General features: G+C 54.3%; 18 protein-coding genes. 7 read left to right on the forward strand and 11 right to left on the reverse strand.

Going from position 1 to position 25,588, the window contains the following annotated elements; all coding sequences use genetic code 11:
* Positions 1-131: 131 nt before the first annotated feature.
* Entirely contained in the window at positions 132-314 is a 183-nt protein-coding gene (locus ACJY2G_RS23655; protein ID WP_112289272.1) for a hypothetical protein, read from the reverse strand.
* A 392-nt stretch (positions 315-706) separates the two neighbouring features.
* On the opposite strand from ACJY2G_RS23655, the gene ACJY2G_RS23660 reads away from it, so the two are divergent.
* Positions 707-1,804, forward strand: coding sequence for a glycerol dehydrogenase (locus ACJY2G_RS23660; RefSeq protein WP_439292272.1), 1,098 nt, complete (start codon positions 707-709; stop codon positions 1,802-1,804).
* Between the two features lie 76 nt (positions 1,805-1,880).
* On the opposite strand, the gene ACJY2G_RS23665 is transcribed toward ACJY2G_RS23660, so the two are convergent.
* Both ACJY2G_RS23665 and ACJY2G_RS23670 read right to left on the reverse strand, forming a co-directional pair.
* On the reverse strand, positions 1,881-3,167 hold the full coding sequence (locus tag ACJY2G_RS23665; protein WP_439292273.1) for a DUF445 domain-containing protein: 1,287 nt from the start codon (positions 3,165-3,167) through the stop codon (positions 1,881-1,883).
* Positions 3,167-4,111: a LysR family transcriptional regulator gene (locus ACJY2G_RS23670; RefSeq protein WP_439292274.1), complete on the reverse strand. Its 945-nt coding sequence runs from the start codon at positions 4,109-4,111 to the stop codon at positions 3,167-3,169. The genes ACJY2G_RS23665 and ACJY2G_RS23670 overlap by 1 nt, the downstream gene beginning before the upstream one ends.
* Before the next feature lie 171 nt (positions 4,112-4,282).
* Between ACJY2G_RS23670 and ACJY2G_RS23675 the strand changes: the two genes are divergently transcribed.
* From ACJY2G_RS23675 to ACJY2G_RS23690, 4 genes are all read left to right on the forward strand, one after another.
* Positions 4,283-5,683 carry an MFS transporter gene (locus tag ACJY2G_RS23675; protein WP_279918539.1) on the forward strand — a complete coding sequence of 467 codons (1,401 nt, stop codon included), beginning with the start codon at positions 4,283-4,285 and terminating at the stop codon, positions 5,681-5,683.
* 66 nt (positions 5,684-5,749) lie between these two features.
* The gene (locus ACJY2G_RS23680) at positions 5,750-7,411 is read left to right on the forward strand and encodes a multidrug ABC transporter permease/ATP-binding protein (protein ID WP_439292275.1); all 1,662 of its coding nucleotides are present in this window, start codon (positions 5,750-5,752) and stop codon (positions 7,409-7,411) included.
* 22 nt (positions 7,412-7,433) lie between these two features.
* Entirely contained in the window at positions 7,434-8,252 is an 819-nt protein-coding gene (locus ACJY2G_RS23685) for a hypothetical protein (protein WP_439292276.1), read from the forward strand.
* A 149-nt stretch (positions 8,253-8,401) separates the two neighbouring features.
* Complete coding sequence (locus tag ACJY2G_RS23690; RefSeq protein ID WP_439292277.1) at positions 8,402-10,828, forward strand: DUF3772 domain-containing protein; 2,427 nt, start codon at positions 8,402-8,404, stop codon at positions 10,826-10,828.
* Between the two features lie 447 nt (positions 10,829-11,275).
* Here the strand turns inward: ACJY2G_RS23690 and corA are convergent, their stop codons facing one another.
* Together corA and ACJY2G_RS23700 are read right to left on the reverse strand one after the other, a co-directional pair.
* Positions 11,276-12,283, reverse strand: coding sequence for a magnesium/cobalt transporter CorA (corA, locus tag ACJY2G_RS23695; protein WP_120164028.1), 1,008 nt, complete (start codon positions 12,281-12,283; stop codon positions 11,276-11,278).
* A 149-nt stretch (positions 12,284-12,432) separates the two neighbouring features.
* A complete protein-coding gene (locus tag ACJY2G_RS23700; RefSeq protein WP_430320742.1) occupies positions 12,433-13,266 on the reverse strand; it encodes an oxidoreductase in 834 nt (277 codons plus the stop codon).
* Positions 13,267-13,429: 163 nt separating this feature from the next.
* On the opposite strand from ACJY2G_RS23700, the gene ACJY2G_RS23705 reads away from it, so the two are divergent.
* Positions 13,430-14,371 (forward strand): AraC family transcriptional regulator, encoded by a 942-nt coding sequence (locus ACJY2G_RS23705; RefSeq protein ID WP_430320743.1) that lies wholly within the window; start codon positions 13,430-13,432, stop codon positions 14,369-14,371.
* Between the two features lie 21 nt (positions 14,372-14,392).
* On the opposite strand, the gene ACJY2G_RS23710 is transcribed toward ACJY2G_RS23705, so the two are convergent.
* From ACJY2G_RS23710 to ACJY2G_RS23720, 3 genes are read right to left on the reverse strand one after another with little or no spacing between them, the layout of a single operon-like run.
* Complete coding sequence (locus tag ACJY2G_RS23710) at positions 14,393-16,000, reverse strand: efflux transporter outer membrane subunit (protein WP_430320744.1); 1,608 nt, start codon at positions 15,998-16,000, stop codon at positions 14,393-14,395.
* Positions 15,984-17,552 (reverse strand): DHA2 family efflux MFS transporter permease subunit, encoded by a 1,569-nt coding sequence (locus ACJY2G_RS23715; protein ID WP_112290238.1) that lies wholly within the window; start codon positions 17,550-17,552, stop codon positions 15,984-15,986. The genes ACJY2G_RS23710 and ACJY2G_RS23715 overlap by 17 nt, the downstream gene beginning before the upstream one ends.
* Positions 17,549-18,751, reverse strand: coding sequence for an HlyD family secretion protein (locus tag ACJY2G_RS23720; RefSeq protein ID WP_112290239.1), 1,203 nt, complete (start codon positions 18,749-18,751; stop codon positions 17,549-17,551). Before ACJY2G_RS23720 ends, ACJY2G_RS23715 begins: the two co-directional genes overlap by 4 nt.
* 264 nt (positions 18,752-19,015) lie before the next feature.
* Here ACJY2G_RS23720 and ACJY2G_RS23725 point away from each other — a divergent pair, with 264 nt between their 5' ends.
* Positions 19,016-19,927 carry a cation diffusion facilitator family transporter gene (locus ACJY2G_RS23725; protein ID WP_120164026.1) on the forward strand — a complete coding sequence of 304 codons (912 nt, stop codon included), beginning with the start codon at positions 19,016-19,018 and terminating at the stop codon, positions 19,925-19,927.
* A gap of 684 nt (positions 19,928-20,611) precedes the next feature.
* Here the strand turns inward: ACJY2G_RS23725 and phoA are convergent.
* The 3 genes from phoA to ACJY2G_RS23740 form a co-directional block, all read right to left on the reverse strand.
* Positions 20,612-22,036: an alkaline phosphatase gene (phoA, locus tag ACJY2G_RS23730; protein ID WP_430320745.1), complete on the reverse strand. Its 1,425-nt coding sequence runs from the start codon at positions 22,034-22,036 to the stop codon at positions 20,612-20,614.
* An 805-nt stretch (positions 22,037-22,841) separates the two neighbouring features.
* Entirely contained in the window at positions 22,842-23,762 is a 921-nt protein-coding gene (locus ACJY2G_RS23735) for a L,D-transpeptidase family protein (RefSeq protein WP_112289982.1), read from the reverse strand.
* A gap of 263 nt (positions 23,763-24,025) precedes the next feature.
* Positions 24,026-25,579, reverse strand: a complete 1,554-nt coding sequence (locus ACJY2G_RS23740) for a DHA2 family efflux MFS transporter permease subunit (protein ID WP_430320746.1) — start codon at positions 25,577-25,579, stop codon at positions 24,026-24,028.
* Positions 25,580-25,588 lie beyond the last annotated feature (9 nt).

Raw genomic sequence — 25,588 nt, forward strand, 5'->3', positions numbered from 1 at the left:
TCATTCGGGGCTTTTGCTTTTCTACATTATTATTTTTTGCAGGTGAACCAGACACAGGATCTTGCAAAATGCTTTAACGGGTAAAGCAAGGGTAACGCACGGTACTCAACTGATGAAAGCCAGGATGGCAATCAAAACGCCTTCACCAGCATTCCGTTCTGCGGCTGTTGCTGAGGATTTCTCAGCGCAGCATCGAAAGATTTTTCGACTTCTTTCAACTGCTGTAAAAATTCATTTGGCGAAAAATCGTGTGGTTTGCTGCTCATATAGGCAAGCGCCAGTTCTTTGGCATTGTAGCGCTGAAAGTTATACATGCTGTTCCCTTATTAATGTTCAAAATATTAATGGAATGGCTAACAGCGAGCTGGCTAATGACCACTGCTTACGACGTGCTGCCAATGAAGTGAATAATACGTGACTGGCTGATAAGCGGAAGTCGCTTTTATTGATGTATTCAATAGATGAAAGCTAACACTCGACGGAATGAATTTTGTGAGGAAATCATGCCGGTTTATATAATCATTTTGGGGTATTACGTGATCGGAGAATTATTTCCCTCAATATTTGAATCATCTTCATTATTTGAAAAATTTCTTTGCGAGTCATGCTGTTAATGTGAATTAAAAGGGTTGGGCTTCCTGCCGCGATGCGTTACCCTCGGGGTAGTTATTCACGTATACATTATCAACGAAAAGAGGTTTTTATCATGAGTAAATTTATCTTCTCTTCGCCAAGGAAATACGTTCAGGGCAGCGGTGTTCTGGATGAATTAGGGGATTATCTGCCTGCTCTGGGCGGAAAATCATTCCTGATAGCTGATGATGTCGTTTGGGGAATTATCGGTGATCGCGTTAACGCGTCACTGAAAAAAGCCGACGTTGAATTCCATTATGAACGCTTTAACGGAGAAGCTTCGGCCAACGAAATTACCCGTCTTGCCGCCATCGCCCGCGATGCGGGAACGAAGGTGGTGGTCGGCCTCGGCGGCGGTAAAACGCTCGATACCGTAAAAGCCATTGCCGATGAACTGAAGCAAAATGTGGTGATTGTGCCGACAGTGGCTTCCACTGATGCGCCGTGCAGCGCACTTTCCGTTATCTATTCGGATGAAGGTGTTTTCGAATCTTATCGCTTCTACAACAAAAATCCGGATCTGGTACTGGTTGATACCCATGTCTGCGCACAGGCGCCGGTACGCCTGTTTGCTTCCGGTATTGCCGACGGTCTGGCGACGTTTGTTGAGGCGCAGGCTGTGCTGCGTTCACATTCTCATTCCATGGTGGGCGGCGACCCGACAATTGCCGGTATGGCGATAGCAGAAGCGTGCGAGAAAACGCTGCTGACTTACGGTTACAGCGCCTATACCGCGGTTGAGCAGAAACTGGTGACACCGGCGGTAGAAGCGGTCGTGGAAGCCAATACACTGCTTTCCGGTCTGGGCTTTGAGAATGCCGGTCTGGCGGGCGCACATGCCATCCACAACGGTTTTACCGCGATTTCAGGTGACATTCATCATCTGACCCATGGCGAAAAAGTGGCGTACGGTACGCTGACCCAAATGGTACTCGAACAGCGTCCTGACGAAGAGATCGCGAAATACGTTCGCTTCTACCGTTCCATCAAAATGCCAACCACGTTGAAAGAAATGCATCTGGAAAACGAATCTTTTGCCAACCTGGTGAAAGTCGGCGCGCTGGCAGGCGGCGAGGGCGATACGCTGGGTAACCTGAACCACACTCTTTCTGCCGAAGACGTAGCGAACGCTATTCTGGCGGTAGATGCATTCAGTAAATCTGTGAAGTAATTGCTGGCTGGTGCCTCCCCTGTGAAGGGGAGGCCGGAAGGGGATTAGGGCTAACGCTAAGGTAGTTTTGCGGGTGTTAAATCCGCGCCATCACCCACGGGATTGCCACTGGCAATTGCGAAAGCAGATATAGCGCAAGACCGATAAAGGCGCCGACCAGCGTGCCGTTGATGCGGATAAACTGCAAATCCTTGCCGATGTTCAGCTCAATTTGCCGCGACATATCACGCGGATCCCAGCCTTTTACCGTGTCGCTGATATGACGCGTCAGGAATTCGGCAAACTCCGGTGCGACTTTCTCCGCAATAGTTTCCATCTGCTGATTCAGCGAGAGGCGCAGCTTTTCATCTTGTGCCAGCGCATTGCCCAGCCATTGCCCGGATTCGGTGACTTTGGCGAACACCCGTGAATCTTCGCTTTCTAAATCGTCTTTCAGCCAGTTACGCATATCGCCCCACAGTTGCAACACGTAAGCATTCAGCTTCTCGTCATCTTTCAGGTATTGCTTGATGTCTTCGGCTTTCTGCGCGGTCGCGGGGTCATTTTGCAGCTTCCAGATAAAGTTCTGCACCGAGCGGTCAAACCCTTTGCGGAAGGCGTGGGTTTTATCATTGCCCATATCGTCGAGCACTGAATTCACTGCATTGGACACTAAGTCCGCGCCGTTGCGTCCCAGCCAGCCGGTCGGCAGCAGTTTGGCGGTCAGCGGATGTTCCCGTTTCATCCAGCTGACAATCTGCGCGGAAATAAACTGCCGCGTGCTGTCTTTTGCCAGCAAGATTTCCAGCTGATCCATCGCCTGATCCAGCAGCTCCTGATGGCGTCCGTTTTTAGTCAGGCTTTCCAGCAGGGTGGCAATTGAGGCTGACAGGTCGATTTTGTCGATCACCCGATACAGCGCGCGGCGCATAAGCTGCGCGATACGCTGATCGTCGGTGACATCCAGAAATCCGCGGATCATCTTTACGGCATATTTCGCAAACCGCTGCGCGTTATCGGGCGCATTCAGCCAGTCAGTCAGCATCCGTGCCGGATCATGCTGGCGGATAAGCGTGATGAGCGTCGCGGGGGCGAGGAATTTCTCCTGCACGAAAACCGCCAGATTATCGGCAATTTTGTCTTTGTTTTTAGGGATGATCGCCGTGTGTGAGGCGACGAACGGCACCGGCACACGGCGAAACAGTGCCACGACCGCAAACCAGTCGGCCATTGCGCCGACCATCGCGGCCTCGGAAATGGCTTTCAGCCCGGAAACCCAGAAGTTGGGTGGCAGGAAAAGGGTGATGACAAACAGGGCGGCGGCAATCAGCAGCAGCCCCAGCGCGTTACGTTTACTTCGGCGAAGTTCTTGTTCTTTATCCATTACCTCAGTTTAGGAAGCGTGCGGCGGCCTGTCAGCTTTTTTCTTGCGATAGCGCCACTTGCGGTGCTGTGTGCCGTCACCAGTTGCCGGAAAGCGGCCAGCGCCGGAGTTTCGCCGTCTTGCCGCCAGGCCATGTAAATCTCCGCGAAGGCATCGGGGTGGCTGAGCGGGCGGAACTCAATATCAGGAAAGCCAAGCTGGCGGGCGCTTTCCGGCACAATCGCCAGCCCGAGACCGGCGCGCACCAGCCCGAGAATGGTGTGGGTCTGGCTGCAATGTTGCACGTAATGTGGCACGACGTTGGCCTGAGCAAACAGCCCGGCCACGCAATCGTAAAAGTATTTGCCTTCAGTGGCGGAATACATAATGAACGGCAGACCAGCAAAGTCGCGCAGACGGATACGCGGTTTCGCCGCCAGAACGGAGGCCGCGGGAAGCGCCACGCATAATGGCTCGCGCAGCACACACTGATAGGCGAGGGGAAATAACGCCACCGGCTGGCGCACAAAGCCGATATCCAGCGTGCGCGCCGCCAGCGCCTGAAGCTGCGCGGAAGACACCATCTCTTTGAGCACCAGCGTGATTTCCGGCAGTTCCTGCGCCGCCAGCGCAATAATCTGCGGAATTTGCCAGTAGCCGCTGACGGCAGTGAACCCCAGCATCAGCCTCCCGATTTCCCCTTTCTCGACGCGTTTTACAGTTTCCTGCGCCTGTCCGGTGAACTCGAGGATCAGTTTTGCATCGCGCAAAAACGTCTTTCCCGAGGCCGTCAGGCTGACGTGCCGGTTGGTTCTTTCCAGCAAACACGCGCCAAGTGCATGTTCGAGTAACTGGATCTGACGGCTCAGCGGAGGCTGCGTCATAAACAATCTTTTCGCCGCGCGTCCGAAATGTAATTCCTCCGCGACCGCCACAAAACAGCGCAACTGGTTTAATTCAATCATTCAATTTTTGACTTGTTCCATTGTCTTTTTAACTTAGACCGTATCGTTAAATGTTTCTACTCTGTTAATTAATTTGGATTTTTTAGATCTAAATGGCGTGACCGAAACGGCAAAAACTGTGTCTCCGGTCACAAAAAGCAAGGAATGCACTCATAAGTCTGGAGAGAAAACATGACGTCCCCTACAGATGTGTCAGATAACGCCAAACCGCTGGTCCGCGAATCGGCAGCAGAGGCGGTGAAACCGGGTCATTTCCGTTACGTGGTCCTCGGAATGATTTTTGCCATCACGGTGATTAACTACGCCGACCGCGCCACGCTGTCGATTGCCGGTACGGAAGTGTCGCGGGTGCTGAGCCTCGATCCGGTGATGCTCGGGATGGTTTTTTCAGCGTTTGCCTGGGCATATATGATCGGGCAGATCCCCGGTGGCTGGCTGCTGGATAAATTCGGCGCACGGCGGGTCTATGGTTGCAGCCTGATACTGTGGTCAGTGTTTACGATGTTGCAGGGTACCGTTGGCTGGTTCGGCGTCAGCGGGATTTCGGCGGCTATCATGCTGTTCTTCCTGCGCTTTATGCTCGGTCTTGTGGAGTCTCCGGCATTTCCCGCTAATGCACGCATTGTCGCCTGCTGGTTCCCGACCAATGAACGCGGCACGGCGACATCACTGTTTAACTCCGCGCAGTACATGGCGATTGGCGTATTCACCCCGATCATGGCGTGGCTGACTCACGCGCTCGGCTGGGAACATGTGTTCCTGTGGATGGGCGCGGTCGGGCTGTTCGCCGGGATTTTATGGTTCGCCTTTTATAAAGAACCGCACAGCAGTCCGCACATCAAACCTGCCGAACTCGAATACATCCGCGCCAACGGTGCGCTGGTCGATCTCGAACTCAACCGCCGTGCTTCGCGGCAGAAATTCACCTTCCGCGAAGTGATGCAACTGTTCCAGAGTCGCACGCTGTGGGGCATTTATATTGGTCAGTACTGCATTACCTCGATGAGTTATTTCTTTATGACCTGGTTCCCGATTTACCTGATCAAAGGGCGCGGGATGACGGTCATGCAGGCTGGCTGGGTGGTCGCGTTACCGGCGATTTGCGGCTTTACCGGCGGGGTGCTGGGCGGTGTGATGTCGGATTACATGATCCGCCGCGGCGTCAGTCCGTCAAAAGCGCGTAAAACACCGTTTGTGCTGGGTATGTTTTTCGCCGCCATGCTGGCGATGGCGAATTTTGTTTCCACTGATGCGGCGGTGATTGCGCTAATGACGCTGGCGTTCTTTGGCAAAGGTTTATCAGCGATTGGCTGGGCGGTGATGTCCGATACGGCACCGGAGAAAATGATCGGACTGAGCGGCGGGGTGTTTAACTGTCTGGGCAATGTGGCCGGGATTATTACGCCGGTAGTAATCGGTTATATCGTGGCAGCGACCGGTTCCTTTAACCTCGCGTTGTGGTTTGTTGGCGCACACGGTTTACTCGGCATGTTTGGCTATCTGGTAGTGGCTGGCAAGTTTGAGCGCATGGTGATCCGACCGGATGATCGGGAAAATGAGAATTGTTCTTGATATGACAAGATGTGTCATTAAACTGCGTGCAGCATCATTTTCCTGCATTCAGAACGAGAAAAATTCATGGAGTTGTTACGCGTTGTTTTTAAGCAATACCGTTGGCCGTTTTTAGGGGTGATGGCGCTGAGTTTGCTCAGCGCCGTTCTGGGCATTGGCCTGATCGCGTTTATCAATCTGAAACTGATTCAAACCACACAGGCTTCTTTAATTGTCCTGCCGGAATTTCTCGGGCTGTTACTGCTGCTGATGGCCGTGACGCTGGGCTCCCAGCTGGCCCTGACCGTGCTGGGGCACCACTTCATTTACCGCCTGCGCGGTCAATTCATCAAACGTATTTTAGACACCGATATTGAGCGCATCGAGCAGATCGGTAATGCACAACTGCTTGCGAGCCTTGGCAGTGACATCCGCAATATCACACTGGCGTTCGTGCGCCTGCCGGAACTGGTGCAGGGGATTATCCTGACCATTGGTTGCGCCGGATATCTGGCGTGGTTGTCGCCGGAAATGTTGCTGGTAACGGTTATCTGGCTGGTGATCACTATTTTTGGCGGCTTTAAGCTGGTGTCTCACGTTTACCGCCATCTGGCGAAAGTGCGCGAGGCGGAAGACAAACTGCAAACCGATTACCAGAAAGTGATTGAAGGGCGCAAAGAGCTGGCGCTGAACCGCGAGCGGGCGCGTCATCTGTTCGACGAGGTTTACCGCAAAGATGCTGAAGAGTATCGCCACCACATTATCCGCGCGGATACTTTCCATCTGAGCGCCGTGAACTGGTCGAATATCATGATGCTGGGCGCAATCGGCCTGGTATTCTTCATGGCCAACGGCATGGGCTGGTCTAATACCGAAGTGGCGGCGACCTATTCCCTGACGTTGTTATTCCTGCGTACACCGATGTTGCAGGCGGTCGGCGCACTGCCGACGCTGCTCAGCGCGCAGGTGGCGTTTGGCAAACTGAAATCGCTGAAACTGGCGGAATATAATGAGGCGTTTACGCCAGCCATTGCTGCAAAACAGTGGAAGACGCTGGAGTTACGCGACCTGGTGTTCAGTTATGAAGGCAAATCAGAGGGCGCCGGTTTTGGCGTAGGTCCGTTGAATCTGACCATTACCCGCGGAGAACTGGTCTTTCTGATTGGCGGCAACGGCAGCGGAAAATCTACCATGGCGATGTTGCTGACCGGCCTGTATCAGCCGCGTTCCGGGCAGATCCTGCTCGATGGCGTGCCGGTTACGGCAGAAAATGCTGAACAGTATCGGCAGATCTTCTCGGCAGTCTTTACTGATTTCCATCTGTTTGGACAGCTGATTGGCCCGCAAGGCGGACAGCCGGATCCGCTGGTCGTGGAAGACTGGCTGCAACGACTGAAAATGAAAGAAAAACTCCAGTTCAGCGGCAACGAAGTCACTAACCTGCAACTGTCACAGGGGCAACGTAAGCGCGTGGCGTTGCTGCTGGCGGCGGCAGAAGGGCGAGACTTCCTGCTGCTCGACGAATGGGCAGCCGATCAGGATCCGCAGTTCCGCCGGACGTTCTACCGTGAGCTGTTGCCGCAATTGCGTGATATGGGCAAAACCGTGCTGGCAATCAGTCACGATGATCACTATTTTGAACACGCTGACCGCCTGCTGGAAATGCGGACGGGCAAACTGACAGAACTGCACGGGCAGGCGCGTATTGACGCCAGCCGTGATGCGGTCGCACAAATTGGAAGTCACTAAATTTTTCTGAAGGCAACGGATTATGAACTGGACAGAAGTGATGGTGTGGGGCATCGGCGGCGTGGTGGTTGGCTCGCTGCTCGGAGCGTTACACAAAAGAGGCAAAATCGGGCGCATCCCGGCGGTCGTTCTATTTCTGGTGCTGATTATCGGCGGCAATATTTTATGGGGCGGTGTGATCAAACCGCGTCTGGCAGGCAACAGCGAAGAGCAGAAGATCGACCAGGCGCTGGAAGCTCTGCCGCTGTATAACACCATCAAAATGCAGGAACCGGTGCTTTACGCGCAAATCCGCAGCAATATTCTGAACATGAAGAAAGAGGGAAAATCGCAGCAGGACGCGATCGACACCGTGAAACCGATGGTGTCCGTACTGCTCTCGCAGCGTATTACCCATGCGCCGGACGCCAATGTGAACGAGGCGATGCAGGTCAATCTGGAAGAAATGCAGACGTTGCAGGCGCGCAAAGACGGCAGCTGCTTTAAATTCCTTTATCCGCAGGTCAGCGGCGGGATTAATACTGCGGAGGTTCTGCCACCGGCATTGTTCCAGAAAGATCTCAACACCATGAATGATTTACTGCTGGCGACCGGCAGCGGGCAGACGACGCAGCCTCAGGCCGTCAGCACCGAAAAAGTGGTGCAGATGATGGCGCCGGTGCGTGAGGCGCTGGCGAATATGTACGGCGAGCAATTGCAGATGTTCAGCGACCTGACCAAACCGGATGTCGATCGCGAAAAAGTCTGTGAAATTTCCATCAGTCTGTATTCAGGCATTCTGGCACTGCAACCGGCGGATTCCGCGGCGATCCTCCGCCAGATGCTGGGTAAAAACGACTAATCTGAAAAAGGGCAGCCCTTTCTGCGGGCTGTCCGTTTTCAGACAGTGAAACAAACAGACAATCCCTACTATTCTTCTTAATAAGAAAGAGTATTCTTCTCCCGCATTTCTAAAAAAATAATTTTTCGAGCTCCCGGAATCATCCTTCTATGCAAAAAATGTTAAGAGTGCCGCTGCTGCTGGCATTGTTGTCATGTTTATTCCTGACGCCTGTACACAGTTACGCGGACGACAGTACCGGTCAGCCTGACACAGCAGAACAACCGGTAAAAGTGAATGTCACCACCGCCTTACCGGCGTTACAAAAGCGTCTGGATCAGCTGAAACAGCAGGTTTCATCGGCGAAAACGGATAAGAAATATACCGGCCTGACCGATGCCGCACAGAAACTGGCAGAAGATGCCGACAAGCTGACTGCCGCGCTGACCCCTCAGCTGGCGCAGGTGCAGGCACAGCTGGACGTTCTTGGCCCGGCACCTGCGCCGGGCACGCTCACTGAAACTCCGCAGGTGATCAGCCAGCGCAATAAGCTTAACGCCAGCAAAACGCTGATGACCACACAACTCGAGCAGACCAAAGCGATTGCCGTTGGCGCACAAAATCTGTCTTCGCAAATCGCTGGCTTACGTCGTGACGCACTGAAAACCCAGATTGCGCTCAATACCGGCAGCATTCTTGGCAGCAATTTCTGGGCACCGCTGATTACACCAAACGATGATGATGCGGCACGTTTTGATGATTTTGGTTCGCAGGTTAAAGATGCCTGGACGCAGGCGTGGAGTGATGACTGGCGCGTCGGCACCGGCATTTATCTGTTCCTGGCGCTGGTGATTGGTGTGTTTGGCCGCCGCGTGCTGGATAAACCGATGAACTGGATCCTGCCGCGCTGGCTGCCGCAGGGGCGTTTCCGTCGCAGTTTCCTGGCTTGTTTCACCACGCTGAGCACCACGTTTACGCTGGGGATCAGCGTTCAGCTGCTGGGCTATATTTTCACCCGGCTGCCGGATACTTCGCCGTGGGTGACAGAATTCGCCGAACAACTGGTCGAGCTGACCTATTTCTCTGCGGTGATCGCCGGGCTGGGTATTGCGTTACTTTCCAATAACCATCCGTCATGGCGTCTGCCGGGAATTGCGGATCCGCTGGCGAAAACGCTGGCATCATTCCCGGTTTTGCTGGCGGGCTTTATTTTCCTGTTCGGCATTATTGAACAACTGAATAACCTGGTCGGTGCCAGCGTCTCTGCCACCTTATTTGGCAACGGATTAGCGGCGTTACTGGTGGCGCTCAACTGCCTGATTGCACCGGTTCGCGTGAACCGTATGCGCCGCAGAATGAAGGCAGAAGGCGAGCAGACCGAAGCGCGATCCACGCTGGCAGGGCTTATCCATCTGGTGATCAGCCTGACTGCTTTTGTCATTCTGATGGCGTTGCTGATCGGTTACATCCCGCTGGCGCGTTTCGTGACCTTCGAGCTGCTATGGATTGGTCTGGTGGTCAGCTGCCTGTACCTGCTGATCCACTTCGTTGTTGATCTCTGCGAAAGCGTGTTTTCACCGACCACGCACAGCGGCAAAATCCTCAAAGGCACGCTGAGCGTCAATGACCGCCATCTGTCTCTGGCTGCCACATTATTCTCGGCAATCGGTAAAACCGCGCTGCTGCTGATGGCCGCGATTGCGCTGCTTAACGGTACGTTCGGTACCACGACGCCGCTGGAATTGCTGGCAAAAGTGGTCGATATCTGGGGCGGTAAAGGCCTCGAAAGCATGAACATCATTCCGGCGCACGCGGTTAACGCGGTGCTGTGTCTGGTGGTCGGCTGGTATATTCTGCGCTCCGCACGCCGCTGGCTGGATAACGATTTCCTGCCGAAAACCATGATGGACCGAGGAATGCGCGCCTCGCTGGTGACGCTGTTCACCAACGTGGGTTATGTGCTGATTATCCTGCTGACGCTGTCGTCGCTGGGCATTGAATGGAACAAACTGGCGTGGATCGTCAGCGCCTTGTCGGTCGGTATCGGTTTCGGTTTACAGGAGATTGTGAAGAACTTTATCTCCGGTCTGATCCTGCTGACCGAGCGTCCGGTGAAAGTAGGGGATTTGATCAGCATCAGCGGCGTAGAAGGGGACATCCGTCGTATTAATGTCCGCGCTACTGAAATTCAGCTAAGCGATAAATCCACCGTGATTGTGCCGAACTCCCAGCTGATATCGCAGAACGTGCGTAACGCCACCATGGGCAACGCGCAGGGCGTGGCGACTATCGCACTGACATTCCCGCTGGATATCGACCCTGAACAGGTTAAGACCTTGCTGCTGGAAGCCTACAACCTGCACGAATCTATTCTGGAAAATCCACCGGCCTCGGTAAGTTTCAAAGAACTGGGCCCGACCGGGATTGTGCTGAGCGTGACCGGCTATGTGAACAGCCCGCGCATGGTCAGCGGCACGCGCAGCGATTTGCTGTACGAAATCCTCAAAATGCTGCGGGCAGCGGGGATCAGTTTGAGTCAGACGCAGACGATGATTTTGGAGAAACCGGCAGAGAGGGTTGCTCCGGTGGAAGAGTGAAATCCAAAGAATCACCCGGTCAGCACCCGCCCCTGCGAAGGGGAGGGTTGGGGTGGGGTATCAAAGGAAAACCAAGAAGTTGAAGTATGCTTTCACAAGGTGTTAGCCCTTAAAACCCCCTCCCAACCTCCCCCTTCGCAGGGGGAGGAGTAAAGATAAAAACAGTCTTCCTTTGAATTTTAGATCGTGCGGGCGATTCAGAAAGCTTGCTGAACGGAGCGGCCTGGAGACCTTAGGCTCCAGGACCGAGTGAAGGAACCGCAAAGCGGCAAGATTTCCAGCCTGTCGCTGCGATACCTGAAACATAGCCAGCGAGCGGAGCGCGCAGTAAAAGAGCCCGGGATTCTCAAGGGGTGCGGCGACAGGCGCCCCTTGAGGCCAGTTTGGGTGGCAACCCAAGGTCTTGACCTTTGAGCTCGTGTGGGCGGCGAGCCCAAGGTCTTGATTTTAAAGCCAGCCGGATTTTTTCAGTTTCCAGTAAAGCCATCCGCAACCGACCACGGTGACGCCGAGTGTCAGCGGATATCCCCACCAGTCGTCCAGTTCCGGCATGTTTTTGAAGTTCATACCGTACAGACTGAAAATCACCGTCGGGATTGCCAGGATCGCGCCCCAGCCTGCCAGGCGTTGCACCACTTCATTCTGATGTACGGACACCAGTGCCAGATTGACATGCATGGCGTTGGACAGCATTTCGCGCACGTCGTCGGTGGTGCGGACCACCTGATTAGCATGATCCTGTACGTCGCGGATATAGGCGCGCAGGCTTTTGGGCATCAGCTCTTCATAATGATGGCTGAGCTGATTACAGATATCTTCCATCGGCACGGCGGCGTTGCGCAGTGACAGCAGATCGCGTCGCAGGCTGTACACCTGTTGTACCGCCTGCTGATTGAAAGTGTTCTGGAACATCATTTTTTCGATGGCATCAAACTGACCGGTGTACTGATGCAAAATTTCCAGATAGTTATCGACGATGGAATCGAGCACGCAATACAGCGCATAAGCCGGCCCTTTGCTCATCATTTCCGGGCGTTCTTCGGCATGTTTACGAATTTCTTTGTAACTGGATGACGCGCCGTGACGCACGGTGATCAGGAAGTTTTTGCCAAGAAAAAGATGTGTCTCGCCGTACTCGATGGTTTCATTTACTTTCTGCGCAGTGTGCGTGACGATAAAAAGGGATTCGCCGTATTGCTCGATCTTTGGGCGCTGATGGGCGGTCAGTGCATCTTCAATCGCCAGATCGTGCAGGCCGAATTCTTCCTGAATGCTGCGCATGTAGGCATCTTCAGGTTGCCATAATCCCAGCCAGACAAACGTATCTGGTTCTTTTAGTACTTCGCTGATGTCTTCGACCGTCACATCCTGCAATCGCTTACCGTCGCGGTAGGCCACGCTGTTGATCACTGAATCACAGCTGGGTTTTTTATCTTCGTTGGAAATGGAGTTCATTGTTTTACCCGATTGTTATTCAGACGAAAATCCTGCCCGCAGGCAGGATGATTTCAGTGTCTGAACAGAATAGCGCAGTCTGATAGAAAAGCGCTGACTGGGAATCTTAAAAGAGGGTGTTAGCAAAAAGGGTTTAGCAAAAATTTGTTTCAGCCATCAGTAGAACGACTGACCGCTTCCCACGTATCAATATCGGTTTTCATTTGTTGCAGCTTTTCCCTGACGAATTTCACGGCGTCACTGCCCAGCAGCAGGGAAGCAGGTGGCTCAGGCGCGTTGATCAGTTGCAAAATGGCCTGCGCCGCTTTCTTCGGATCACCGGGCTGGTGGCCGCTGCGTTTTTCCCGCGTTTCACGAACAGGACCGAAACTTTCGTCGTAATCACTGATACTTCGCGGGGATCGCACCATTGAACGTCCTGCCCAGTCAGTTCTGAACGATCCCGGCTGAACGGCGGTGACGGCAATATTGAACGGTTTCAGCTCTTTGGTCAGTGTTTCTGAAATTCCCTGTAAGGAGAATTTACTGCCGCAGTAATAACTGATGCCGGGCATCGTAATAAATCCGCCCATCGATGTGATATTGATAATGTGCCCAGCGCGGCGCTGACGGAAATACGGCAGGAAGGCTTTGATGACCGCCACCGCACCGAACACATTGACGTCAAACTGATGCAGTACGTCGCTCAGCGGCGATTCCTCCATAATCCCTTCATGCCCGTAACCGGCATTATTGACCAGCACGTCAACGGCTCCGATTTCCTGTTCTACCGCTGCAGTCAGCGGGGCGACAGACGCAAAATCAGTGACATCCAGCACACGACCAAAACTGCGCCCCGGTACCACTGCATCGAATTCTTCGCAGGCTTGTGCGTTACGCAGGGTGCCGACCACGCGATGTCCGGCCTGTAACGCTTCTTCTGCCAGCGCACGACCCAATCCGCTGCTGACACCGGTAATAAAGAATAATTTTGACTGGCTCATACAAACTCCTCGGTAAAAAGCGGACTTGCAGAATAGGGCGGAAATCATCAAATCCGTAGCCCGGATCCTCTCAGATGTTTGCCTGTTCCTATGAGGTCTCTGGACGTACCCCGTTCCTGATGCGACACTGACTTCACTTTCCGCTACCCGTTTTCAGGCTGATATGACATCTCCGGCTTTGACAGTGACAGAGCAAATGACCTCACTTCTGAAACAGCTCACGCCTTTTGAGGGCTACAACCTCACGGAGCTGGCGGATGTGCGTTTTCTGCGATCAGACCGTCCGCTTCTGCGCACGCCGGTTTTGTATGAGCCGGGCATTGTGATTGTGGTACAGGGTAGCAAGCGCGGCTTTTTAGGCAATGATGTCTATTTGTATGATGCGCAGCATTATCTGATGGTTTCGGTGCCGGTGCCTTTCACCATGGAAACGGATGCCAGCGCCAGTGAACCGATGTTGGCCATTTATCTGCGACTCGATTTCAGTCTGGCGGCGGAACTGATGTTGCAACTGGATGCCTGCCACGCGCCTCAGGTGAAATCGCCGAAAAGTATGGTGTCGAGTCCGATGGATGACGCGATGCGGGCATCTGTTTTGCGGTTTTTGCAGGTGATGGCATCTCCGCTGGATGCAAAAATGCTGGGCAAAGCGATGATGCGCGAGTTGTATTACCGCGTGCTGACCGGCGCTCAGGGCGGCACGTTACGCAGCGCACTGGCGATGCAGGGACAGTTTGGCAAAGTGGTGAAGGCATTACGGAAACTGCATGCAGAATACGACTCGCATCTGGATGTGAATGCGCTGGCGAAAGAAGCGGGAATGAGCCTGCCGACGTTTCACAGTCACTTCAAAACCGTTACAGATACATCGCCAATGCAATATCTCAAGTCCACCCGTTTGCATCAGGCCAGATTGCTGATGCTGCGTAATAATCTGACTGCGTCGGCGGCCAGCGCGAAGGTGGGATATGAAAGCGTGTCGCAGTTCAGCCGCGAATTTAAACGGTTATTCGGGCTGACGCCGGTCAGTGAAGTGGCGCGGATGAGGCAGAACTTTTCATTGCCTGCCCCGTCCACGCCGTCTGATTTTATCTCTTCGCATTAATCCTTTTGTATAACACCGGCGTTACGGTGTCACGCCGGACGTGGTTTGTACTTTCACATCTGGCGTCGCCGCCGGACCAAACACGGTATAGGTCGGCAAATCAACGTTCTGATACGGTTCCCAGCCGCCGCCCAGCGCTTTATACAATGACACCAGATCGGTGCTGGTTTTCACTTTCGCTTCAGCGGATTGCTGATGCGCCTGTGCCAGCTGGCGCTGGGCATCCAGCACGTTGATGAAGGTCGAAAGCCCCTGACGGTAGCTGTCGCTGGCCAGATCAAAAGCGGTTTGCAACGCTTCGGTGGTCTGATCTAAACCGCTGACCTGATCCTGATCGGTGCGGTAATTCACCAGCGCATTATCGACATCCTGTAACGCTGTCAGCACGGTCTGACGGTAATTCAGCGCCGCATTGGCCTGTTGCGCACGGGAAAGATGCACGCTGGACACCAGACGTCCGCCCTGGAAAATCGGCAGGGAAACTTGCGGGCCAAACGAGTAGAAATGGCTGCTCCAGTTATCGAGATAACTCACGTCAGTATTACGCATACCGAACTGACCGGTCAGCGAAATACTCGGGAATAGCTGTGCGACGGAAACCCCGATATTGGCGGTTGCTGCGTGTAAATCTGCTTCGGCTTTACGCACGTCTGGGCGACGGCGTGCCAGCTGTGACGGCACGCCGACCGGTACGGCTGCGGGCAGGGCAGGCATCGGTTTCGGCGCGGAAAGTTCGGCATCCAGCGAACCCGGTGTCTGACCGAGTAAAACGGCCAGTCCGTTCATCGCCTGACGTTCCTGAGCCTGATATTGCGGCAGCTGAGCGCGCAGCGAACCTAACTGCGCTCGGGCATTCTCCACATCTAATTGCGGCGACAACCCGTTCTGCTGACGGTTTTGCGTCAGATCTAAAGTTTGCTGCGCCACGTCGATTTGCGTCTGTATGGCGGCCGTCACGCTTTGCGCGCCACGCAGTTGCAGATAAGCGCGGGCAACTTCGGCTTGCAGCGAGACCAGCGCATCGTTGCGCTGTTCGACAGAAGACTGAGTCTGCGCGTTTGCGGCTTCGACCTGACGGCGTGTGCCGCCAAATAAATCCAGCTCCCAGCTGGCGTCGAAACTGCCCTGATATAAATTCACAGGTCGGGTGGCGGTATCAATGGCGCCGGACGCCTCCGGACCGAGTTCGTTGAGCTGCTGGGATGCGCCGCTGGAATCGAGAATACCTTTCAGGCCGAGCTGCTGACGCGTCATTTTTGCGCTGCCCTGAACTGACGGCAGCCATGCGCCTTCAGCCTGTTTTACCTGCTCACGGGCACCGGCGATACGCAATACTGCCTGTTGCAGGGAAATATTCCCGGCAATGGCGCGGGTGATCAGACTGTCGAGTTGCGGATCGTTAAACGCTTTCCACCACAACGGATTCGGCTCAGAAGGCAGCGCAATCGATGCGCCGTCTTTGTCTTTCGGCTGCGTCATATCGTTGTACGCCGTCGGCGTCACCGGGTTTGGCTTCTGATAATCCGGGCCAACGGAGCAACCGGCCAGTGCAACCGCAATGGCCGACAGGGCAATAACATGAGTCTTTTTAAACTTCCGGGTCGTAATCAACTTAATGTGCTCCGGCATTACCTTCGCTCTTAACTGGCGAAAGCAGGAAACAAAACGGGATCAAAATAACGGCGACGATGGCGCAATAACCGAACACATCGATGTAGGCCAGAATGCGCGATTGCGAAATCATCTCCTGATACATGCGCACGGTCGCCAGCTGCATCGGGTCGCCGACGATGTGGGCGAAATCACGAATAGCCTCAGCGCTTTTACTGACCGCCTGATTAAACTGTTCATTGAGCGGCGACATGTTGTGCGCCATATGCGCGCTGTGCGCCTGCGTCCGCTCAGTCACACCGGCGGTTGCCAGCGAAATACCAATCGACCCCGCGACGTTACGGAACATGGTAAACAGCGCGGCGGCATCGGCATTCATCCTTTGCGGAATGGTGATGAACGCAATAGTGGTCAGCGGTACAAACAGGAAACCCAGGCCGAGGGACTGCGCACTGCGATACATCACCAGCGTGGTGAAATCGACATCTGGCGTCAGCGTCGCCGAATAGATAAACGAGGCGGCCAGCAGGAAGAAACCAAACGCAATGATGTAACGCGTCTGCACGATGGGCATCAGTTTCAGCACCAGCGGTATCGACAACACAATCAGTATCGCGCCCGGCGACATCACCAGCCCGGAAAGCGTGGCGGTGTACCCCAGCTGTTGTTGCGCCAGTTGCGGAATAACCACCGAACTGCCGTACAGAATCATCGCCATCCCGGCCATCAGCAAACCGGCCACTGCGAAGTTTTTATCTTTCATACAGCGCAAATCGACCACCGGCTTTTTGGCGTACAGCAGCCAGTAAATCGCCCCGACAATCCCGGTAGCTGCCAGTACGGCGAACGTCACGATAAAGCCAGACTTAAACCAGTCGTCATCCTCACCGCGGTCCATCATGACCTGCAGGCACCCTAAGCCCAGCGCAATCAGACCGATACCGATGTAATCGATGCTGAGCTTGCCTTTGGCCTTACGTTCCCACGGTGGGTCTTCCAGCAGCTGATAAATCGCCAGCAGGGCGATAATGCCCACCGGAATGTTGATCAGAAACACCCAGCGCCAGCTGAAGTTATCGGTGATGTAACCGCCCAGCGTCGGGCCGACAACCGGCGCGACGATGATGGCAATGGAAGACAGACCAAACGCCTTACCGCGATCTTCCGGCTTAAAGTAATCAAGCAGAACCGATTGCTGAATCGGCTGCAAACCGCCGCCGAAAAAGCCTTGGAGGATGCGGAACAGAATCATCTGCCACAGTTCGGTGGCGACCCCGCACAGGAAGGAGCAGACGGTGAACATGCCGATACAAATCAGGAAGTAAGTTTTACGCCCCATGACGCGGCTGAGAAACGCCGAAATCGGCAGCACGATGCCGTTCGCCACCAGATAGGACGTCAGCACCCAGGTTGATTCGTCATAACTGGAAGACAGTGACCCAGCGACGTGCGGCAGCGCCACGTTAACGATGGTGGTGTCCAGGATTTCCATGAACACCGCAATGGTTACAACGGCGGCAACTGCCCACGGATTGGCCTTGGGTTTCCAGTAGCTGCGATCTTCATTCATTCGACGGTCACCGTCGGTTCGACTGACAGACCCAGCGGCAGGTGATGATTTTCATCCAGCCCGCTGTCGATGACGATTTTCACCGGCACGCGCTGAACGATTTTCACATAGTTACCGGTGGCATTTTCAGCCGGGAAGGCCGAGAAGCGCGAGCCGGTGCCTTGCTGAATACTGTCAACGTGGCCGTGAAGTTTGATGTCAGGGAAGGCATCAACGGTGATTTCCACTTTGTTGCCGGGACGCATACGTTCGAGCTGCGATTCCTTATAGTTCGCCGCGATCCAGATATCTTTCGACACCACGGAGAACAGAGAAGTACCGGCCTGAACCAGCGTGCCGACCTGCACATTACGTTTGGTGACATAGCCGTCGAACGGTGCCCGAACCTGCGCATAGGAAAGATTCAGCGTCGCGGTTTCCAGCTGAGCTTTTGCCTGCTCAACCTGTTGCTGGCGTGCCTCAACGTTAGTTTCAGCCTGACGAATGTTCAGCTGCACCTGAGCGGCAACCTGAACCTGCGCTTTGGCATTTTCAAGATCGGCCGTTGCAGAACGCACCTGCGCATTGGACGTATCAATATTTTGTTGGGTGGTGGCACGTGGATCCACACCGCGCTGGCGGCGGAAATCAGCGGTAGCATTCAGCAAATTGGCTTCCGCACGGGTTTGCTGAGCTTTAGCCTGCGCCAGCTGCGCCGGATACTGCACTTTCGCCAGATCGTACTGCGCCTGAGCCTGATGCAACTGGGCGACGGCCAGACCGAGCTGCGCCTGTGCCTGATCGCGTTGTGCGGTGGCATCACGCGGGTCGATTTCTACCAGCAAATCGCCTTTTTTGACGAACTGGTTATCTTTCACCGCCAGATTCGTCACATAACCGGCGATTTTTGGCGCGATGGTCACGGCATCGCCTTCGGTGAAGGCGTCATCGGTGCTTATCTGATCTTTGGTCATCAGCCACCAGACCAGTGACACGACCACCATCACCACCACGACAATCCCGAGGATGATCAGCGGCTTCTTGCCCGGACCTTTGCGCTTTTCATCGTTATCCTGATTATCGTTATCGGACTCTTTATCGGACCCTTTCTGGTCTTTGGTGTCTTGCTTGTAACCTTCTCCTGATTTGACCTGGCTGGAGTCGAGTTCTGAGTGTGCGTCTTCAGACGCGGAAGGCTGGTTATTTTTTTCGTTTGTCATAATGCTCATCTGATTATCGGTGCGCGCGCGCCGGAACAAAGAAATCTTGTTTTAAGCTAGATTGTATTGATGTAAATGCAAGTAAATATAGGTCAATAAACCTCAGTGAGAGCACGAAGATCCAAACCATAGGGAAGGTCTTAAAATAACGAAATGGGTTATACTGCTGACCTGGTATTTGTATTTATCAAATAAATTTGATTCTTTGCTTCAGGAAATTCTTGTGATCACTTCCCAAAAATATCTGCTCCGCAGGAGCAAACCATGAGCCGTCCAGCACCGTCCTACAAAGGGCTGACACGTATTGCCTCGCTGGTTTCCCTGTGTGTGGCGCTGGTTCTGGTCTGCGTAAAAGTCTGGGCATGGGCTGCCACTGGTTCGATTGCCTTGCTGACCTCGGCGGCTGACGGTCTGGTCGATGTGCTTGCGTCGATGGTGACGTTAATCGGTGTGCGTTACGCCATCCGTCCTGCAGACAAAGGCCATCGCTACGGGCACGGCAAAGCCGAAGCCGTTGCCGCCTTTGTTCAGGCCTTGCTGCTGGGTGCGGCGGGGCTGGTGTTGGGCGGTGAATCCATCGGCCGTATCATTAACCCGGAACCACTGGCGCAGCTTGGTCTCGGGATTTGGGTCATCATCGGCAGCTCTCTGGCGGCCACCGGTTTAGTGCTGATGCAAACGTACGTGGTGAAACGCACCGGCTCGACCGCGATTGCCGCTGACCGCGCCCACTACGTGACGGATGTCGCGGTGAATATCGCTGTTCTTCTGGCGCTGATTTTCGAACGCTACTTCGGCTGGACGCGTTCCGACTCCATCGGCGCACTGCTGATTTCCTTCTACATGCTCTGGAACGCCCGCGGTATGGCGGCGGATGCGCTGAAACAACTGCTGGACAGGGAACTGAGTGCCGATGACCGTAAGCGCGTGAAAGCGGCAGTATTAAGTGTCGAAGGTGTACGCGGCGTGCATGACATTCGCACCCGCAACGGCGGCGACCGCGTATTTGTCGAGTTTCACGTTGAGGTTGATGGCGCCCTGACGGTGGATATCGGCCACGATATCGGTGATGCCGCTGAAATGGCGGTAAGCAAACTGTTCAAGTCAGCGGATGTGACCGCGCATCTGGAGCCGGACGGGATTGATGACGACAGACTGGATAATTTATTGCACTAAGGTTTAGGCAATGGGTTGCCATCCAAACTGGCCTTAAGGTCAAGACCGTGGGCGTCGGCCCACACCGACCAGAGACCCGGTAACGCGCGGGCCTCTGGACTCCGCGCTTTTTTCACTGCGCGCTGTCGCGGGTATGACGGACATGTTCTGATGCAATCGTGCGTGGCGCAAATCCAGGTGCTTCGCACTGCCTTCTCTCGGTCTTCGAGCCTCTGGTCTCGAAGCCGCTCCGTTCAGCTGAATTTTGAGCACGCCAATCAACTCATCTAAAAGATAAATCCATTCCGTTTTTGAATTTAAGATCGTGCGGGCGATTCAGAAATCTTGCTGAACGGAGCGGCCTGGAGACCAGAGGCTCCAGGACCGAGAGAAGGAACCGCGCAGCGGCAAGATTTCCAGCCTGTCGGTGCGATACCTGAAACATAGCCAGCGAGCGGAGCGCGCAGTAAAAGAGCCGGAGATCCTTAAGAGGCGCGGCGATAGGCGCCTCTTGAGGCCAGTTTGGGTGGCAACCCAAGGTGTTGACCTTTGGGCCAGTGTGGGCGGCGAGCCCACGACCTTGACCCTAAGGCCAGTTTGGGCGGCAACCCAAGGTGTTGACCTTAAGGCCCGTTTGGATAACAACCCAAGGTTTTAGAATTTTAGGCTTTTGAAAAGCCGCCCAAATGCAGCGGCTATCCTGCATTACTTGATCGCCATGGCATCCCGCATCGTATAGAACAAATCTGTCTGATCTGTCAGACCGACCACATTCCCCGCATGCGGCCCGAACGCGGCTATGCGCAGTTGAGTCCCGGTATGTCCCTGCGAATCATCTTCGGAGTTGCCGTAGCTGATGGTCATCGGCGCGCCGTCTTTGGTGGTCAGCGTCTGCGTCAGGCCCGGTGCTTTGGCGTCGGTTTCGATTATTTGGCTGGAATGCGCGTGGTCGGCGGTGACGATAACCAGTGTGTTGCCGTCCTGACGGGCGAATTCCAGCGCTTTCTGTACGGCCTCATCCAGATCGACCGTTTCACCAAACTGTCCGCATGGGTTGGCGGCGTGATCCTGCTTATCAATTGATGCGCCTTCAACTTGCAGGAAGAAACCGTTCTGATTGGTTTTCAGCAGGTCGATGGCTTTTTCTGTCATCGCCGCCAGCGTCGGGATATCTGCCGTGCGTTGCGGATTGGCTTCACAGGTCACGGCAGGTTTGTCGATATTGCCGTGATAAGTGGCTTTCGGCCCCTGCCAGCGTACCGGCATGTTGCCTTCGGAAAACAAGCCCAGCACCGGTTTCTTCTGGTCTGCCTGCGTGATTGCGCTCAGTTGTTCAGCGTTCTCTACCCAGACATAACCCTGCGCCAGCGCCTGGTCTTTCAGTGATTTCCCCTGGAACTCACCGGCTTTCGCCAGCTGACTGAATGACTTTCTGCCGCCGCCCAGCGTGACATCCGCACGAGCCTGCAACAATTGTTCAGTGATGGAACCGCGTCCGCCGTTTTCCAGGGCGTTGCTGGCGCATTTCTCTGCTGTTTCTTCTGGGCCGTAGCATTTGCGCGAGGTGACATGGGCGATTTGCGCTGCCGGTGTGGCATCCTGCAATTCAGCGGTAGAAACGTTGCCGGTGGCTTTACCCGCCGCTTTGGCAATTTCGAGAATGGTCTGGTGATCTTTACCGTTTACATCCACGCCAATCGCACCGTTATAGCTTTTGACGCCGGTTGTCCAGGCAGTGGCGGAAGCGGCGGAGTCAGTCACATAACTCGGCTTCTGCGTTTTCTTGTCCAGAGAATAATGTGTGTACTGACCAGTCAGCGGCAGGGCATCGATGCCTTTGAAATAGCCGCCTGCACCTTCGGCATAGTTACGCGCAGAAGTAATTTCAGAATCACCCATGCCGTCGCCAATCAGCAAAATGACGTTTTTCACCGTTTTGTCGGACAGCGATGCTTTCAGCGCGGCGGTCTGATCACCGCTCAGGCGGCGTGCGCCACCCGGTTCTGTCAGCACGCCTTTCGCGGCGCGGTCAGTCAGCGTGTCAGTTTCAGCGGCGAGGGAGGCGGCAGAGGCGGAAAGCAGCAGGGCGGCAGTCACTGCACGGGCGATCAGAGATACAGATTGTTGCATTGTCAAAACTCCTTTTTATAAACCGTCGGAAATAAAAAAACACATATAGATATTTTTTGTTACCGGAAGGTTAAGGGAGAGTTGTGACGGTTTAATGACAGGCACCGGGTTGGTGGTGAGACTGGGGGTTAACTTCAACTTCAACTTCAAGGTCAATACCTTGGGTTGCCACCCAAACTGGCCTTAAGGTCAAGGTCGTGGGCATCGGCCCACACCGACCAGAGACCCGGTAACGCGCGGGCCTCTGGACTCCGCGCTTTTTTAACTGCGCGCTGTCGCGGGTATGACGGACATGTTCTGACGCAATCATGAGTGGCGCAAAATGTCATCGCTTCGCGATCCCCGAATTTCAGGTGTCGAGCCTCTGGTCTCGAACCGTTCATTCGGTGCCATTTTTGATCACGCCAATCAACTTTTCTAAAAGATGAAAAACAGTCTGTCTTTGAATTTAAGATCGTGCGGGCGATTCAGAAAGCTTGCTGAATGAGAGGTTGCAGACCATAGGCTGCAATCCCGAAATGAAGGCACCGCAAAGCGGCAAGATTTCCAGCCTGTCGCCGTGCTATCTGAAATATAGCCAGCGAGCGAAGCGCGTGTTGAAAAAAGCGAGGGGAGTTCAGAGGGGAAAAGCCTTTCCCCTCTGGTCGGTTTCGGCGCGAGAGGCCGTGTGATCACCGCAACTGAGAAACCGAAACTTTCTCGGCACAGCTTTCAGTGCAACTGAGCAGCCGCCCTTTGCATCGGCACTATGCAAAAAAAAAGCCCCGAAGATCGGAGCTTTTTCACAAAGACATCAAAGACGCTATCAGTTGACCTGAACCGGCATACCGGAACGCATCTCGATCGCGCGCTGAACCACAGTCTGGTTAACCGCAGGATCCATCGCAACGCTGCTTGCGCTGCCGGTCAGAGTGATTGGCAGCGGTTGCTGGGAATCAAACTCTTCCTGGTTAGAGGACAGCGGGTTGTGGATCTCAATGTAACGTTTGCCGTCTGGCTCAATGGTGGCTTTCACCGGTTCGTTGATGAACTGAACGCGAGTACCTTGCGGCACGTTGTCGTACAACCATTTGATGTCAGCATCACGCAGACGCACACAACCGTGGCTCACGCGCAGACCAATACCGAAGTTGGCGTTGGTGCCGTGAACGGCATACAGACGACCCACGTACAGCGCGTACAGGCCCATCGGGTTGTCCGGACCAGCAGGGAAGACGGCTGGCAGGAATTCGCCACGTGCAGCATATTCTTCATGCATTTTCGCGGTTGGCGTCCAGGTCGGGCCGGCTTTTTTACGCTGAACGGTCGTTACCCAGTTCATCGGGGTGTCTTTGCCCAGCTCACCGATACCGATTGGCAGAACTACTACGGTGTTGGTGCCTTTCGGGTAGTAATACAAACGCATTTCAGCACTGTTGATCACGATGCCATCGTGCGGAGTATCCGGCAGGATCAGTTGCTGAGGAATGGTCAGCACGGTGCCAGGAGTTGGCAGGAACGGGTCAACGCCAGGGTTGGCTTCGAGCATGTTGCTCAAACCCATCTGGTATTGCGCTGCGAAATGTTCCAGTGGCAGGCTGCTGCCCTGAGGAACAGTGACTGTGATGTTTTCACCGACCAGACGACCGTTATTGGCCGGAAGAGGGTAGACCACAGCAAAAGACGCCTGGCTATATGCAGCAACTGCCAAAACCAGGGTAAGGATTGCGCGAATGCTCATTTTCATATTTTCGTTGGTCGTTAATGCCACACTGGCAGTTGTTGTCAGGATGTTAATTCCCCCCGACGCAGTCTAAACCGGCCGGAAAGATAGTGTACTTGCACATAGCACTTGAAAGGGACTCAGTATGTGTAACGAATCGCATTTCAGGGCCGCTAATTATAAGGATTTATTTCAAACAGGCCAAAGCTTTCTCACCATGTTAGAAAAGTTCCCTCAGCTAAACGCATTTTTTGATGCAGGCTCCACATTTATTTACATTCGTCTGCTCATTTACGGCAAAACGGCACCATGATCAGGGCCGCCAGGAACATCCAGGCCATCACCTGAAAAATATCGTTAAAGGCCAGGGTAAGAGACTGCGCGGCCACTTTGGAACCGAACAAACCTTTCGCCATCAGTAAGGCCTGCGCGGTGTCGGGCGTGAGATGACCGATCCTTTGCGCCAGCGAGCCAATCACTTCCTGCGCGCTGTCGCTATATTGTCCGAGACTTTCACCGAAACGCGCAACATGTACCCGTGTCCAGTCCTGCAACCAGGTATTCACGGTAGCAATACCAATCGCGCCACCCAGATTGCGCATCAGGTTAAACAACCCGGACGCATAACGCAGTTCCGGCCCCTGAAACGCGGTCAGCGCCATGTTCACGCTCGGTACGATACACAACATGATAAATAATCCCCGCACGACCTGCGGCCAGAAAAACTGTTCCGATCCCCAGAATGTGGTGACAGCCGTGGTCAGCCACAGACTCAGTGCGAAACCGGATAATCCCACGGCGATCAGCAACCGGCGGTCAACGCGGTTGATTAATCTGGCGGCAATAATCGTGCTGAAAAACTGCCCGACGCCGACCACAAACACCGTCGTCCCGATTTCCAGGCTGTTGAAATCGCGGATGCGGCCAAGGAACACCGGCGTCAGATAGGTAGAGGCATACAGCCCGAATCCGACCACCAGATTGAACAGACAGGCGAAGGTGAACGTTGGGTCGCGAAAAGGCGTCAGGCGCACGATCGGGTTTTTGGAATAAAAGGAGCGTTCGAGGAACAGGACAAAAGCCACCAGCGAGAACCAGGCTGATATCTGGATCTGTGGATCGCTGAACCAGTTCTTGCGCGGACCTTCTTCCAGCACGTATTCCAGACAGCCAAGGGCTATCGCCATCGACAATAAATGCACCCAGTCAATGCGTTTAAGCATCGAATAATCAGCCTTATCAACATGAATGAACAGTACCGCACCGGTCGCCACCAGAATGCCGGGCAGGATGTTGATGAAGAAAATCCACCGCCAGTCGAGTAACTGCGTGACCACGCCGCCGACCGTCGGCCCGAGCGTCGGCGCCAGCACGCTGACCATGCCAAGGATCGCCGGGATCAGTGCCTGCTGTTTACCCTGAAACATGGCAAAACCGGTGGCGAAAACAGTCGGTACCATCGCGCCGCCGGTAAAGCCCTGCAAAGCGCGGAAGAAGATCATCGATTCAATATTCCACGACAATCCGCAACCGATACTGCTGAGCGTGAACAAGGCGGCAGAGGCACTGAACAGCCAGCGGGTGGAAAGGGCCTGCGTCAGAAACGCTGAGAAAGGGATCATCACCAGTTCGGCGATCAGGTAGGACGTTTGTACCCAGCTGATTTCATCGGGTCCGGCAGACAGCCCGGCCTGCACATCGTTTAACGAGGCGGCGACGATCTGAATGTCGATCAGTGCCAGGAACATGCCGAACGCCATAATACTGAAAATCAGAAACTTGCGTGAGGTCGGATAATCCGCAGGCGAGAGCGTTGCGGATGGCGTCAGGGGGGCAGACATTTTTGTGAG

It is taken from the genome of Rahnella sp. ATs2, from assembly GCF_051851855.1.
Lineage (GTDB): Bacteria > Pseudomonadota > Gammaproteobacteria > Enterobacterales > Enterobacteriaceae > Rahnella > Rahnella variigena.

Bases quoted from the DNA above. Each gene is read 5' to 3' on its own strand.
- ACJY2G_RS23655 (WP_112289272.1), bottom strand. From the start codon at position 314: ATGTATAACTTTCAGCGCTACAATGCCAAAGAACTGGCGCTTGCCTAT.
- ACJY2G_RS23660 (WP_439292272.1), top strand. From the start codon at position 707: ATGAGTAAATTTATCTTCTCTTCGCCAAGGAAATACGTTCAGGGCAGC.
- ACJY2G_RS23665 (WP_439292273.1), bottom strand. From the start codon at position 3,167: ATGGATAAAGAACAAGAACTTCGCCGAAGTAAACGTAACGCGCTGGGG.
- ACJY2G_RS23670 (WP_439292274.1), bottom strand. From the start codon at position 4,111: ATGATTGAATTAAACCAGTTGCGCTGTTTTGTGGCGGTCGCGGAGGAA.
- ACJY2G_RS23675 (WP_279918539.1), top strand. From the start codon at position 4,283: ATGACGTCCCCTACAGATGTGTCAGATAACGCCAAACCGCTGGTCCGC.
- ACJY2G_RS23680 (WP_439292275.1), top strand. From the start codon at position 5,750: ATGGAGTTGTTACGCGTTGTTTTTAAGCAATACCGTTGGCCGTTTTTA.
- ACJY2G_RS23685 (WP_439292276.1), top strand. From the start codon at position 7,434: ATGAACTGGACAGAAGTGATGGTGTGGGGCATCGGCGGCGTGGTGGTT.
- ACJY2G_RS23690 (WP_439292277.1), top strand. From the start codon at position 8,402: ATGCAAAAAATGTTAAGAGTGCCGCTGCTGCTGGCATTGTTGTCATGT.
- corA (WP_120164028.1), bottom strand. From the start codon at position 12,283: ATGAACTCCATTTCCAACGAAGATAAAAAACCCAGCTGTGATTCAGTG.
- ACJY2G_RS23700 (WP_430320742.1), bottom strand. From the start codon at position 13,266: ATGAGCCAGTCAAAATTATTCTTTATTACCGGTGTCAGCAGCGGATTG.
- ACJY2G_RS23705 (WP_430320743.1), top strand. From the start codon at position 13,430: ATGACATCTCCGGCTTTGACAGTGACAGAGCAAATGACCTCACTTCTG.
- ACJY2G_RS23710 (WP_430320744.1), bottom strand. From the start codon at position 16,000: ATGCCGGAGCACATTAAGTTGATTACGACCCGGAAGTTTAAAAAGACT.
- ACJY2G_RS23715 (WP_112290238.1), bottom strand. From the start codon at position 17,552: ATGAATGAAGATCGCAGCTACTGGAAACCCAAGGCCAATCCGTGGGCA.
- ACJY2G_RS23720 (WP_112290239.1), bottom strand. From the start codon at position 18,751: ATGACAAACGAAAAAAATAACCAGCCTTCCGCGTCTGAAGACGCACAC.
- ACJY2G_RS23725 (WP_120164026.1), top strand. From the start codon at position 19,016: ATGAGCCGTCCAGCACCGTCCTACAAAGGGCTGACACGTATTGCCTCG.
- phoA (WP_430320745.1), bottom strand. From the start codon at position 22,036: ATGCAACAATCTGTATCTCTGATCGCCCGTGCAGTGACTGCCGCCCTG.
- ACJY2G_RS23735 (WP_112289982.1), bottom strand. From the start codon at position 23,762: ATGAAAATGAGCATTCGCGCAATCCTTACCCTGGTTTTGGCAGTTGCT.
- ACJY2G_RS23740 (WP_430320746.1), bottom strand. From the start codon at position 25,579: ATGTCTGCCCCCCTGACGCCATCCGCAACGCTCTCGCCTGCGGATTAT.